The 13515-nt window shown below is 55.7% G+C and carries 15 protein-coding genes; 10 read left to right on the top strand and 5 right to left on the bottom strand.

Annotated elements, in window-relative coordinates; genetic code table 11:
* Positions 1-386: 386 nt before the first annotated feature.
* Entirely contained in the window at positions 387-779 is a 393-nt protein-coding gene (locus tag C451_RS20015) for a hypothetical protein (RefSeq protein WP_007743618.1), read from the bottom strand.
* A 118-nt stretch (positions 780-897) separates the two neighbouring features.
* Here C451_RS20015 and C451_RS20010 point away from each other — a divergent pair, with 118 nt between their 5' ends.
* The 3 genes from C451_RS20010 to C451_RS20000 all read left to right on the top strand — a co-directional run bounded on the left by C451_RS20010 (position 898) and on the right by C451_RS20000 (position 4015).
* A complete protein-coding gene (locus tag C451_RS20010) occupies positions 898-1575 on the top strand; it encodes a hypothetical protein (RefSeq protein WP_049913295.1) in 678 nt (225 codons plus the stop codon).
* A 674-nt stretch (positions 1576-2249) separates the two neighbouring features.
* Complete coding sequence (locus tag C451_RS20005; protein ID WP_007743615.1) at positions 2250-3176, top strand: ABC transporter ATP-binding protein; 927 nt, start codon at positions 2250-2252, stop codon at positions 3174-3176.
* On the top strand, positions 3173-4015 hold the full coding sequence (locus C451_RS20000) for an ABC transporter permease (protein WP_007743614.1): 843 nt from the start codon (positions 3173-3175) through the stop codon (positions 4013-4015). Before C451_RS20005 ends, C451_RS20000 begins: the two co-directional genes overlap by 4 nt.
* 111 nt (positions 4016-4126) lie before the next feature.
* On the opposite strand, the gene C451_RS19995 is transcribed toward C451_RS20000, so the two are convergent.
* Complete coding sequence (locus C451_RS19995; RefSeq protein WP_007743611.1) at positions 4127-4894, bottom strand: YIP1 family protein; 768 nt, start codon at positions 4892-4894, stop codon at positions 4127-4129.
* Between the two features lie 12 nt (positions 4895-4906).
* On the opposite strand from C451_RS19995, the gene C451_RS19990 reads away from it, so the two are divergent.
* Positions 4907-6673 (top strand): DUF4367 domain-containing protein, encoded by a 1767-nt coding sequence (locus C451_RS19990; RefSeq protein ID WP_080503589.1) that lies wholly within the window; start codon positions 4907-4909, stop codon positions 6671-6673.
* 225 nt (positions 6674-6898) lie between these two features.
* On the opposite strand, the gene C451_RS19985 is transcribed toward C451_RS19990, so the two are convergent.
* A complete protein-coding gene (locus C451_RS19985) occupies positions 6899-7312 on the bottom strand; it encodes a hypothetical protein (RefSeq protein ID WP_049913292.1) in 414 nt (137 codons plus the stop codon).
* Between the two features lie 235 nt (positions 7313-7547).
* Here C451_RS19985 and C451_RS19980 point away from each other — a divergent pair, with 235 nt between their 5' ends.
* The 3 genes from C451_RS19980 (at position 7548) to C451_RS19970 (ending at position 9717) form a co-directional block, all read left to right on the top strand.
* The gene (locus C451_RS19980; protein WP_241431273.1) at positions 7548-8402 is read left to right on the top strand and encodes a hypothetical protein; all 855 of its coding nucleotides are present in this window, start codon (positions 7548-7550) and stop codon (positions 8400-8402) included.
* Positions 8403-8626: 224 nt separating this feature from the next.
* Positions 8627-9334: a TIGR00266 family protein gene (locus tag C451_RS19975; RefSeq protein WP_049913290.1), complete on the top strand. Its 708-nt coding sequence runs from the start codon at positions 8627-8629 to the stop codon at positions 9332-9334.
* 11 nt (positions 9335-9345) lie between these two features.
* Positions 9346-9717 (top strand): DUF4870 domain-containing protein, encoded by a 372-nt coding sequence (locus C451_RS19970; RefSeq protein ID WP_080503588.1) that lies wholly within the window; start codon positions 9346-9348, stop codon positions 9715-9717.
* Positions 9718-9784: 67 nt separating this feature from the next.
* On the opposite strand, the gene C451_RS19965 is transcribed toward C451_RS19970, so the two are convergent.
* Together C451_RS19965 and C451_RS23025 are read right to left on the bottom strand one after the other, a co-directional pair.
* On the bottom strand, positions 9785-10525 hold the full coding sequence (locus C451_RS19965) for a recombinase family protein (protein ID WP_007743591.1): 741 nt from the start codon (positions 10523-10525) through the stop codon (positions 9785-9787).
* Entirely contained in the window at positions 10515-10673 is a 159-nt protein-coding gene (locus C451_RS23025; protein ID WP_007743590.1) for a hypothetical protein, read from the bottom strand. Before C451_RS23025 ends, C451_RS19965 begins: the two co-directional genes overlap by 11 nt.
* 145 nt (positions 10674-10818) lie before the next feature.
* Here C451_RS23025 and C451_RS19960 point away from each other — a divergent pair, with 145 nt between their 5' ends.
* From C451_RS19960 to C451_RS19950, 3 genes are all read left to right on the top strand, one after another.
* Positions 10819-11109 carry an AbrB/MazE/SpoVT family DNA-binding domain-containing protein gene (locus C451_RS19960; RefSeq protein ID WP_049913289.1) on the top strand — a complete coding sequence of 97 codons (291 nt, stop codon included), beginning with the start codon at positions 10819-10821 and terminating at the stop codon, positions 11107-11109.
* Positions 11106-11585, top strand: coding sequence for a type II toxin-antitoxin system VapC family toxin (locus C451_RS19955; RefSeq protein WP_007743580.1), 480 nt, complete (start codon positions 11106-11108; stop codon positions 11583-11585). Before C451_RS19960 ends, C451_RS19955 begins: the two co-directional genes overlap by 4 nt.
* Positions 11586-11984: 399 nt before the next feature.
* On the top strand, positions 11985-13133 hold the full coding sequence (locus C451_RS19950) for a tyrosine-type recombinase/integrase (protein WP_007743579.1): 1149 nt from the start codon (positions 11985-11987) through the stop codon (positions 13131-13133).
* Positions 13134-13515: the final 382 nt, after the last annotated feature.

Genomic DNA, 13515 nt, shown 5'->3' with positions numbered 1-13515 from the left:
TGGGGTGGTCTCGGTTTGGTCACCAGAGACAACCCCTTCCTGAGAGGAGTCAGTTGCTACCGAAGTCTAGACCGCTTTGCGACACCACCTACGAATTACGAATGGGAGTGCTGTAGTGTTTTGTTGTCCGTAGTACTGTGCGAACGCTATCGGACTCACACTCAGTCCGAATAGACCAATAGCGTAGCCGAGTCTGTCTACTCGGTTGTTAAATTGGACAGCACTGCCAAAGAGTGATACATCGAATGCGAAATAGAAGTATCCCGCTCCAGCATAAACCGTTGCCGTCCCCGCCGCAACGAACCAGTCAGGGACGAGAAACCAGTATATGCCGAAACCAACCAACAGACCACAGAAGACAGCAAGCGGAAAATCTCTATCCATAGTCACAGTGTATTACTGGCGCGCTGTCGGGCTGAGAGTAACGCGAGATTGCCGAGATCGGTGATGACAAATGCACCACCGGCAGCAACCGTCGGGGAGAGACTCACAAACTCAGTCCCCAGCAGATAGAGGCTAGCGAACTCGACCGTGGCGATGGCAGCGGCCACAAGCACCCACGCGATGGCCTTCCGGGTCCGGTCGTACTGTGGCCAGTATCCGTCATAAGCCGAAGGAACACCAACCGCGAGTATCATTAATAGGAAGAAGCTGGCGGCGAGTTCACCTTCCACAACTTGCGTCTGGATGACGAATGCCGCTGGGACCGCAATGAGGATGGACGTGAATATCGTGAGATTCCGCTGGGTCGTTGCCCACTCATAAATCGTTGACGGCATGCTTGTTGAGGACACGTACGTGGATCATTGAACCCAGTGATGGAAAACGGATGGGTTGATTTTCTGGCCCGGAAAACTGCCGTCAATACTTATTTGGGCACCGCACGTGGCCGTCTATATGATAGCCGAAATCGTTCGAACCGCCCGCGAACGGCTCACGGTTCGATACGGTCTCTCGCTCGTCGCGTTTCTCGTCCTCGCCTACGGTTTCACCCGTGAGATCGAGACAGTCGTCGCCATCGCACTCGGTTTTGTGCTAGTGGAGACAATACAGATACTTAGAGAGACGCCGAGTGCCGACGACCGCTGGGTGGGAGTCGGTATCGGCGCGTTCGTCGCAGTCACCAGTCTTGCGTGGCTGGGCTACGAACTCACCGCGGCAGCCACTACGGGCGGTCCAGCCTGGTTCCCAGCCCTAACGGCCCTCATCGGCGTCTGGTTTCTCTTCGACGCCCGCAGGGACTTCCGCGAGGGACGCGACAGATATCCGAATGATGACATGACCATCAGCGAGATGATGCTGGTGATGAACCATGCCCATCTCGTTACTGAGGAACTGAAACAGGGACCGAAAACCGTCGCCGAACTCGCCGATGCCTGCGATCTCACTAAATCGCGCGTCCGCGACGCGCTTGAGATCACTACTGACGACAACATGGTCTACAGAGTGGATGGTGGTCCGAGCGACAACGCCAACCGGTACGGGCTCGATGAGTCGAAGATTGGTGGCATCGCGTTCGTTCGCTCAAACGGAAAGCGCGTTATGCGGCGACTTGCACGGCCGTTCCGCCGCTAATTATCCATTACGGCCAAGTTCGATATGCCGGTGAATAGAGTGACCTCAGTCTATTTCAATTGAGAGATCAGCTGAAGAGACGGTGGATTCGTCTTGCCCACCGACAGCATTTTGAGCTAACGTTCCCGTTCGTCCAGTGAAACGGGAGGTCTTGGACATGGACTTTGCAATCTCTCGCTTCGACACCCTTGGTCTAACGCTCTATCCCAACGCTGTTCAGCTATTTATCGAGTCGCTCTGACAATTACAGTTGTTCTAATGATCGATATGTTCGTTGATGTGCGATTGATGGAGTCAACGGAAAAGCACCGGGAAGGAAGGGTGATGCCAGTGGATGCCACGCAACGGATTGCCCGGTGCAGAGCCTCAGTGGGGAGGGTCGGAGGCTCTGTACGGGCATTCTATGGGAGGCATAATAGTGGCTCTGTAGATTTTCAGACTCAGAAAATCGGATGGGCTACTTATTCTTCCTTGGTTCGTTCGGTCAGATAGATGAAAGCAAATGAGCGTTCACTGACAGCTATCATTCGAACTTGCAACACATATAGAGAAATGAGCGGCTTCTCTGGTCCACCGTGTTTGCACCAGAAAAGAGGTGGGTGTATAGACCGGCTGCTTCAGCAACGGGGAGCGCAGCACCAATCTTTCCAAAATCGATATGGAGGGGTGTAGCCGTGGCTGCCATCGAACTCAATGACGTGACCAAACGATACGACGATATCACCGCTCTTCAGGAGTTGTGTCTCACCGTGACCGAAGGTGAAATCTACGGCTTTCTCGGACCAAACGGAGCCGGAAAGTCTACCACGATCAACATCCTGCTCGATTTCGCACGGCTGACGACCGGCCATGTAGAGGTTCTCGGATACGATGCACAGCAGGAGAGTCAACGCATCCGCGATCATATCGGTGTTCTCCCTGAAGGATTTAGCATCTACGACCGCCTTACTGGCCGTCAGCATCTCGAATTCGCAATTGAGTCAAAGGATGCTGACGACGATCCTGATGCACTCGCTGACCGTGTTGGGATTGATGACGCGATTGACCGCAAGGCGGGTGGATATTCGAAAGGGATGGCCCAGCGATTAGCCCTCGGAATGGCGCTCGTCGGCGACCCTGACCTGTTGCTCCTCGATGAGCCATCGACGGGTCTCGATCCAAACGGGGCGCGCGAGATGCGCGAGATCATCCGCGCCGAATGTGACCGCGGCGCGACCGTGTTCTTTTCGAGTCACATTCTTGGGCAAGTCGAAGCAATCTGTGATCGAGTGGGAATTCTCCGGGATGGAACGCTCGTCGCGGAGGATACCGTTGAGGGATTACGTGACGCAACCCAGACAGAATCCACTCTCGTTATCGACGTCGATCAAGTACCGGACGGAACGTCTTCGGCAGTACGCACACTGTCGGGTGTTTCCGAGGTTTCCACTGAGAACACCTCACTCACAGTATCGTGTCTCGATAGCGTGAAGACGGAGGTATTGAACACTGTCGAGAACGAAGGGGCGTCGATTCAGGATTTCACGACGGAAGATACTTCGCTCGAAGATCTCTTTGCGGCCTACACACAGGACGAACAACTTAGCGAGGCGCAAGCATGAGCTGGACGGTCGTAGCGAAAAAGGACTTCAGAGATGCGATCCGTTCACGAACACTCTGGGTACTTTCGGCTCTGTTTGTCCTGTTCGCAGCCGGGTTCACCTACGTTTTCTGGTTCATTCCGCAACTCGTCGGCCAGCAGAACTTGCCAGCTTCTGGTCCGACAATCGGCCTCATCAATGGATTGAGCAGTTCGGCCGGATTTTTAGTGCCGCTTATTGGACTGCTGATCGGATACAAAGCGATCGTCGGCGAACGTGATAGTGGTAGTCTCAAGCTCTTGCTCGGACTGCCACACAGTCGTCGTGACGTGGTACTTGGCAAATTCGTTGGTCGGACAGGTGTTGTGGCTGTGGCGATCCTGATTGGATTCTCTGCTGGCGCGATCATCGCACTGATGTTGTACGATTCGTTTGCCTTTGGTGTATTTGTCAGCTACACACTGCTGACGATGGTGCTGGGGCTGGTATTCGTCGCCATCGCAGTCGGATTTTCGGCTGCGATGCGGTCTGCCAGCCGGGCGTTGTATGGTGTGATCGGACTGTTCGTTCTCTTTGTGTTTGTGTGGGGATTCGTTCCGACGGTACTACGGTTCGTGCTCAATGGATTCACGATGCCGAATCTCCTAGCACGGCCTGACTGGGCAGCCTTCATCTCATTGCTCAATCCAACGACGGCCTACGGATATGCTTCAGCAGCCCTGATATCTGACCTTCCAGGACCGATGATGCAGAATCCTCCATTCTACCTCCAAGACTGGTTCGGGTTCGTGATTCTTGCTGGATGGATCGTCGTTCCACTCGCGCTTGGGTACTCTCGGTTCGCTTCGACCGATTTGTAGATCTTCGTCAATTTTGGTGGTTTTATCAGTATATTCAGTATACTGTTCAAGAACAGTGCCTGAATGCGAGATATTGCAGGTCAGAATCCCACTGCGACGGGTACGCTGGCCTTACAGTAAGCCGTTCAGTCCGAGCAGAACATCGATGATGACGGGAATTCCAACCGTGATGGCAGCGTTGCGAAGCGAGATATCATGGAGGTGGCGCATTGCGTACGTCCAGATCACTCCACTCCAGAGCAACAAGACGAGGCCGATGAGACCTGCGACGAACAATACTGGATCGGATTGGAGTTGGCTCACCGCCTCAGATGCTGCCTCGGGACCGCGTGGAAGCGTGACGCCGGCAAAGACGTAGTACGTGGCGATCACACTAATTGCGTTCCCGAAAATAGTCGGGACGAATCCCCAGCCGGTGAACGCGAAGGTGTCACTAAGCGATCCATCACCACTGAAAGCAAAACGGGCGATGAGATAAAACACGAGAGTGTAGATCAACCATGAAATAAACGCACCGATAAACGAAAAGACGATTCCGAGCGTTCTGATAGCACTAGAAAGTGCTTGTACAGTGCTTTGGTTGATCTGCTGGCCTTGCTGCTGTGTCGCTTGTTCGAATATTTGTCCGGTGACATTTGGCTCTAAATATGGGATTACGGCAGCAAGGAGGGCCGCAATCAGGACAATCCCAAACGGAATCAGTAATCCAGGGTTCTCTACGCGGCGGCGGAAAAACGAGTCGGGGTCAGTGACGAGGTTTCGGATCATCTGTGGATAGTATGGGGTCTGCGAGGAGATTCGATGGGGATGTATAAGAGGAACGCCGTCAATTTTCTGAGTCTGAAAATCGGATGAGCGATTTATCATTTCCCGCTTCATCTGGCCGATTGCATGGCATTCAATCGATTGGGTGTCGTAGCGGTGGTCCTTGCCGTGGTGCTCTCGGCCGGGACCGCCGTCGCGTTCACCGCCACCGGACCAGCACAGACCGCCCCGACCGCGGGCGCTGACGCGCTCGCAGACAACGGCGAACCAGCACAGCACAACCTCCAACCCGGACAGGCCCAGACCGGCGAACCAACTCAAACCGACAATCAGTCGGCCGCCGAAGTGGTGCAAAACGCTCGCCAATCCTACGGCGGTATCCAAAACTTCAACGCCACGCTCGTGAGCACCACGAATACCTCAAACGGGACCGGCTCCACCGACTCCGTCGAAACGAGAGCGAACATCTCCTTCGAGAAACCCAACAACTTCCGGTATGAGTTCCTCGCGCCGGCAAATCAATCCGGGAACGTCATCATCTCGAACGGCACGTCCACGTTGTTCTACAACGAGGCGAACAACACCTACCGGACGTTTTCGTTCAACGAGTCGACATTTGGCGGCATGGGAGCGACAAACCTGAGCGAAACCGGGTATCTCGACAGCATCAACCGCACGCTCACCCAATCGAACGTCTCGTATGAGGGGACGGCAACGGTCGCCGACCGAGAGACGTACGTGCTCTCGGTCGAGCCGACCGGCATCGCTGCGAACGTCACCGACAACGCGACGTACTATCTCGATCAGGATACGTACCTTCCGGTGAAGACGACCACCCAAGCTTCGTTTAGCTTCGGCAACGAGACTACGAGTTTCGAATCGACAACACTCCTGCGCGACGTGCGGACCAACGTGGATATGCCCGCGACGGTGTTCGACTTCACCCCACCCGAGGGTGCGGAGCGGCTCGAAAGCCCGCTCTCGAACGTCTCGATGTCGTCGTACACCTCAGTCGAGCAAGCCCGGCAGAACACCGACATTCGAATCTGTGAACCCAGCGAGATTCCCGGGAATTACTCGTTCGCCAACGCTACTGAATCCAGCGTCGGGAACAATACCAGCGTCACACTGCGGTACACGAACGGCTCGGACGACCCGACGGCTGCGCTCTCGGTCACCATCTCGGATGCGACGACCGGCCAGCAATCGACCGGCTCCGGCATCGGCGAGAACGTCTCGATTGACGGCCAGTCCGGGACGTACGTTGAAGCAGCCGGGCAGGGTGTCCTGAGCTTTACGAGTGACGACGCCCAGTACACCATCACCGGGCCGTTCTCGCAGGACGAACTCGTCTCGATAGCCGAGTCCATCGACTGCGTCGCAGGCGGTGACGACGCAGCGGACGGTGCGGATGAACCTGCTGCTGACGATACTGACGCGGCCAACAGCGATACTGACACCGCCGACGATGGGGACGCGGCCTACTATCAAGTGGACTTCGTGGCTGGCGACCCCATCGAGAACTTTGAGACGGAAGGCACGTATGCGAACGACCGGCTGCTCCGGTTCGCCCACGGCAGCACTGACGAGCCAGTGATGCGGCGTGCGCCCGGAATGCTCGCATACGGCGATGCACCCGAGCTGAACGAGCGCATCGAGAGTCAAGAAATCACCATCGAGAACGACACAGCAGAGATCACGTTTACTGTCGACGATGGCGAGTCCGTACAGCTCTCGCTGGTGAGCTACGAGAAGGTCGGTCCTGGCTGGAGTCCTGCAACCGAGGACAAACAGGAGTTCATCGACGCCGACACACGGACGTTCAAGTCCGGCACGCACACGCTGACCGTAGACTTGCCGGACAAGGATAGCAATTCCACCGCAAAAGACTAACGACAGCGAGGAGCCAGCTTCATTCGTTGGCGGCGTTGGAGGCTAACTGAGGCCGAGAGGACCTGCATGGACGCTGGCGGCCTCGTCCTCATCCCACTATTCTTGAGATCGATCTCATAGAGTCAGTCAAACTCATAATTCCTCCCGTTGGTTGATTGCCGCCGCTGTCGGTTTCAACAACCGCGATATCCGATCATCACTGCCAATCCCTATAGCAGTAGCTCGTCAGTTCTCTCGAAATCGAGCAGTGTAGATGAATTGGAAAGGTACGAACAGGAGCACCCACAGAAATATCCCGTTAGAAGCGCTGGTGACAGGATCTACTGGAATATTAAATGTAGAAACTACAAGATACCATCCAATCGCAAAGAGCACGATCAGGAGGGCACGCCCGCCAATGCCAATCTCTCGAAACCACTTTTCGAGGAGACGACCGATTGATGACTTCGCAATCGGCCCGGCTATGAGCACACACGATACGAACCCTACTACCACCCATGGCCATTCCCGCCCAGACGAGTCGATGTAGAAATTGAGGTACAACTCAAAAGCGGCAATGGCCATCATGAAGAGATCTACCCGAGAAGGGGTGTGGTCCGGAACCAACGCTGAAAGAACAGTTGTATCCGTACTACCCATATGAAGAAACAGGTTCTACAGAGAAATATTTGTTTCTATGGCATAGTATGCGGTCAGAACCTGTCTCACCGCACCGCGGCTCCTCACGGCCCCTGGGCCGGAGGGGTGACTCGATGAGAAGGAACCGCGACCGCGAACGCTAGCTGCGAACTGCGACCGCCGTGGGAATTAAGCTAGTTCCGAAAGTAGCCGCTTCCTGAGATGCCTTTTTATTCCTCTGAGAACAGGTCTCTGTATGGCAACTCGAACTGAGACTGCGCTCCGGCCGTCGAGCGTAGGTCGCCCTGATAGTTCATACGCGGTGGCTGCTGGTCTCTACGTTGCTGTCATCCTTGCACCAATGATTGTTCTGGGCCTCTCAAGCGTCACGTCGAGCGCTGCCGTTCTCTATCTCAGCTTGCTCGGAGCAGTAGCGGGCGTTGCAGCCATCGCCGGATGGGGTGTCTCGCGAAGTCAGGGACTTGCGGTCACCATCGGTCGGACAGCCATCGCTTGGCTTCTCCCGATCGTCCCATTCGCATGGTCTGTCGGTGTCTTCGGTGCAGCTGTCGTCGGTTGGAAACCACCGGATGTAGCGTTCCCTCTCACAATCGTCGGCACGGGTGGAGGTGCATTTCTCGGGATCGTCTTGCTGGGAATGAGCCGGAGCCGATACACGAAGGCCGTTCTCAATGAAACAGTCGAGCTTGCACAATGGGAAGCACGTTTGCCTCAACGCTGGCGGTACGTCGCTATTGCCGGCATGGTAGTTACTGGTATTCTCGGAATCAGCGGCCTCATTGCCGAATTCGCGTTCGGCATCGATTGGGCGGGCTGGCTTTATTGGCTCATCTTCTTCTGGTCACTCTTTGCGGGTGTGGAGAATCCTCGAACGTTTCGAGTAACCGAAGCTGGACTCGCTGTTGGACGTCCACTCCAGCACCGATTCAAACCGTGGTCGGAACTCGCAGGGTATTCTCTCACTGACGATGCGCTTGTTATTCAAACGGCCGCGTGGTGGCGACCAGCGTATCGATCCGATCGTGACGACATCGAGAACTTGGACACCGTGGTTTCCTCACTCAACAACATGTTCAGCACCCGTAGGTGAGTAGATGATGCGAGAGATAGCAGTGAGAGTGTACGCACGCTTCCTCGATGAGCACGAGTAAATAGCATCCCTGTCTCTCGGTTCGCGAGATCCTGTCTGCCTGTAAGTAGAAGAGTGACTACTGACAGTGGCGGGGAGGAGTGCTTTGACTTCTCCCCTACTTCCATAAACTTCAACCGTATCAGGAACACATCACGATGTGGACAATCTATCCAGTGAGTTGAATGCAGGTAGAAATCACCCATCGTCCGTCGTATGCCCACCTCGTCGTTGAACTCGCTACGGGAGAAACGATTGTGGCAGAGCCGGGAGCGATGGTCAGTCATTCGCCGTCGGTGTCGATTGAAACCGGATCGAGCGGGGACGGCCTCCTGGGCACTGCCTCGTCGATGCTCGGTGGTGAGTCCGCGTTTGCCAACGAGTTCACTGCCGAAGGCGAGTCCGGTACTGTGACGCTCTCGCCACCGACACCCGGCGACATCCATCATCACGAACTCAACGGCGAGACTCTGTACGCCGTGGATGGTGCGTACCTCGCCTCGGACCCCGACATCGATATTGATTCGGACTTCGGCGGGCTGGAGTCGATGTTATCAGGCGCGAGTCTCACGCCGCTCGCGCTGAACGGAACTGGCAGCGTCTTCATCGAAACATTCGGTGGAATCGAGACGATTGATCTCGATCACGGCGAGTCCTACGTTGTAGACAACGATCACGTCGTTGCGTGGGAAAGTAGCGTTGAGTTCGACGCGCGCCGCGTCGGCGGGCTGGCGTCCACAGTGCTTAGTGGTGAAGGTCTTGTGATGGAGTTCACTGGCCCCGGAACCGTCTGGTATCAGACGCGCGGCCTCGATACCTTCACTGAATCCATCGTGGAAGCGATGCCCGGCACGGGTGAGGACGATGGTGGTGGCTTCAATATCGAGTTCTGAAGGGAACTTCGATGTCACACACTACTGACTCTCGGGCGGATTCTTCGTCTGGACGGCGGACGATTTTGGGTGTGTTAGTTCACCTTATTGGGTTGCCATTTGGGATTCTTGGCGTAGGATTGGTGTACCTCGTCGCAGATGCGGATTTTACGGAGTCGAACGCACGGAACGCATTAAACTGGTGGGTGTTCGTGTTCGGTGCGGGCATCGCAATCATAGTAATGGCGTTCGTGCTTGGAGCCGTGATAGACATATTCGTGATTCTGGCTGCCCTGCTTGCTATCGTTCTCGGCTTCCTCGGCCTCGGGTTTTCAATCTGGGCAACGGTCAAGGCCGCTGGTGGTGAGGCATGGAAGTACCCACTTGCGCCCAGTCTTTTCTGACCCTCTCAGAAATCCCCCGCCTCGGCGCAAGCGGGATAAGCATAACCTGAGATCAGCCGACCGACTCCTACCGTGATGAGTTGATCGTCCGTCTCAGCTGTGAAGTCGAGCTATGCTCGTTTGCGTTCACATCCGCGGGGAGATACCGTTCGCGGCGGGAGTAGATCCGTCGGGCGGTGTCTTTGTTCACACTGGTTTCGTGCTCGATCTCCCGCCACGAGCCACCATCCTCGCGAAGCCTGATACACGCGAGCGCCGCTCGGTACTCGTCGGTGTCGTGGTCGGGAACCCAGTAGTGGCCATCATCATCGTAGGTCAGGCCGAACGGCGGACGGCCGTGATCGTAGCCATTCTCAATGCGCTCTTGGGTCGCGCGCTTCGAGCGCGCAATTTCTTTGCGTTTCTCGACATCATCGGTAGTCGCCCGAATCGACTGGTGGACAAGCGCCCAGTCATCATCAAGATCGACTGCACGGCCGAGCTCAACTGAGTGAACCGCGACGCCAGCGGTATCGACGTCAAGCAAGAGCCGCAGGCGTTCTTTGCGGTCGCGTGAGAGACGAGAGAGGTTCGGGACGATAACCGTATCCACGCCGCCGTCAGCGACGTGCTCACGGAGCGCGGTGTACTCCGGGCGGTTGGTATCGAACCCAGAACTTCGTTTTCCCTCGTCGTAGACTGTGATCAGTTCGACCCCGCGCTCAGTTGCGTAATCCTCGACATCCCGGCGCTGTCGATTGAGTGATTTCCCGTCTTGGGAGAGTCGAATGTAGCCGACAGCAGTGTCAGATTCGGTCTCAATCGTCATCGTCGACCACGCGGAGTTCGAAGGTGTTGCCGGATTTGACCGACCACTCGAACCGTTTGCCGTCGAGGTCGAACCCTTCGACGAACCCGAGCGGGACGGTAGTTTTGTAGTGGCGGTCACCGGATTTGCTGATGGCTGTTGTCGGCATCGATGGTTCGTACTATAGTTAGTACGGCACTTAGTGCTAATGGAGGTGTATCAGAAAGGTGGGTTTCTGAGACGCCTAATCACCCTCAACTGGGAAATCAGAGTAATGCTTATACAGTAATGGCCATTGAGTAATACCACAGACCATGCCATCCGTCACGAGCAAAGGCCAAGTAACGATCCCGAAGGCCGTCCGTGAGGCGATGGGGATCAAACCCGGCGACGAAGTGATCTTCGAAGAAACAGCCGATGGCTACGTTATCCAGAAAAACGCTCCAACGACCGACGAGGGAACGGATCCGTTTGAGAAGTACCGAGGGATTGCCGACAGCGAGGCAACCATGCCCGAGCGGATGCGCCGACTGCGTGGGGAATACCCCAGAGATGTCGATGATGTCCCATCTACAGATACCGACGAAACAGCCGGTGAACGATGACGATTGCCGTCGATACGAATGCGCTTCTCGCGCTCATACACGACGATCATCATGCTGACGCGGCTGAAAAAGCACTCCGCACCGCCTATACAGAAGGTCCGCTCGTTATCACCCCGGTTGTGTATGCCGAAACTGCTGCCGACGGACAGTTCTCAACCACCACGGAATTGAGCACTTTCCTCGACGATTTGAGTATCGATGTCGCACATCCATCGCCCGAGGCATTGTTTCGGAGTGGCGAGGCATTTAGCAGGTATAGTGACCGTCGTCCGGATGGTCTCCAGTGTCCTGAGTGTGGCACCAAACAGGTAGTGAACTGCTCCGAGTGTGAGCATACGCTTGCACCGCGACAGCATATCGCGGCGGATTTCCTGATCGGCGGTCATGCTGTCATGGATGCAGAGGCACTGGTGACATTCGATGCAGGCTTCTACGGGTCGTATTTCTCTAACCTCTCTGTACGGCCAGTAGAATAATTCTGCCCAGCTGTTTCAGTTAATGAGGCTCCTATGTGATCCATCTGAATAGCAATAGCGTTTGATCACTCACGTTCGGAGTTTCAGCTCTTTAGACTTGTTAGCAAACGAGTGATTTGTAGAAACCCATCCTCCGAACCTCTGATCTTCTCTCGGCTGAGTTTCAATGAAGCACTATACAGTGTATAGATGCCAATATCGACTCTAAACACTCTGAAGTGGCTGAAATCGTCGGAATTGGCGTTTTCGTGGTTTACTCGTGCTTAATCGAATAAGGACACGTAGATTTATCCACCTCCCCGCCCTCCACCACAGCGAACACGATGCCACGGCCCAGAACCACGGTTACTCGCCCCGAGAACAGTGCTCGAGCCAGCGAACGCTCCGGAGGCGCGTAGCATGGTGCAGATCGATGCAGTCACCGAGGATTTCCTGACGGACAAGGGCAAAGGCCAGGGTGGCGAGAGCGGCAACTACCGCCAGGACGCGGGCCGAGAGCTCGATCGGTTCGTCGAGTTCCTCACTGGACACGAGGACAGTCCGACGACGTTCGGAGAGTTGGATTCGGGCCATCTTCGCAAATACGCACGTCACCTCACTCGGCAGGGCTGGACCGCGGGTACAGTGCGCACCTACTACGCATATGTCTCAGCGTTCTGTGGCTGGGCTGTTCGCGAAGGCCATCTCGCCGAGAACGTCGCTCAGCGGCGCAACGCCACCGAACCGATACCCGATGACGGCGGTCACAAGAGCGGCGACCAGCAGGCATGGTCCGCCGAGGACCGTCAGCAGCTCACCGCATTTGTCGACGAGCAGGCCAGCACTGCGATCGACGACGTCGGTGAAGACCGAGAAGCAGCGATCAAAACCTGTCGTGACCGCGCTCTGGTCTACCTGTTGTCGTACTCCGGCGTACGAGGTGCAGAGATCCTGCGAGATCGGAGCGACGAGCGACGTCAGGGACTCCGGTGGGAAGACGTCCATCTCGAGGATCGCTACGCAACGGTTTTCGCGAAAAAGCAGCGTCTCGACGATCGGGGACTTCCCGAACCAGTACTCCATCCGCTACAGATGTACCAGAAGGTGCTGGATGCACCGAGCGAGGGCTGGCCAGTGTTTCCCTCGTTTCATCGCCCGACGCTCTCTCAACGAGTGACAGACAAACTGGATAGCCGTGGATACACCGACACAGAGATCGAGGACATGCGCACCGACCGCTCGCTGATCGAGGTTTGCGTCGAGTACGATATTGAACCACCGTCGATAACGACCGACGCCGGTCGGCACGTCCTCAAACGTCTCTGTGAGGAAGCAGGTATCGAACTCGATGACGGTGAGGAATATCTGATGCCTCACGGTGCCCGGCGTGGTGCCGGTGAGGTTCTTGTCCGGACGTCAGGACATGCGGCTGCCGCCCGAGCGCTTGACAATTCCGAAGAGGTCGTTCGCGAACACTACTCGCATATCGAAGCCGGTGATCTTGCCGACCAGATGACTAATGCCTTCGAAGAAGCCGATCAGAACGCGGACTCAGCGCAGAGCGAGTGAATCCTCTTGTGAATTGCGCAGTGGAATTGGATCGAATGACACGTTGCTTAGCACCGCTTCAATATGTTCCTGCCTCTCTGCCTGAACTCATCGACGTTACACGTAAGGGTGTTCTTGGGACTTCGCTCAATATCCGACCGTCGCCCGCGTCAGCGGCGCGGTTGATTAAATGAATCATACAGTCAGAAAGCAGTTCGCCGGATTCAACCAAATTCCGGAAAGTCTCCAGGACGTTGGATAACATACGCCGGCTGGCGAGAATAATTCTTGTCGACATGTCCCGCCCCGGAGAGCTTTCGCAGCTCCGATTGGGAAAATGGGTCAGCGAGCCGCCGTCCTCCAGTCACGATGAAAGTGGTTGTATCCAGTTCATCATTGTAAT

The sequence above is a fragment of the Halococcus thailandensis JCM 13552 genome (assembly GCF_000336715.1).
GTDB lineage: Archaea > Halobacteriota > Halobacteria > Halobacteriales > Halococcaceae > Halococcus > Halococcus thailandensis.
This window is presented reverse-complemented; position numbering and strand designations above follow the sequence as displayed.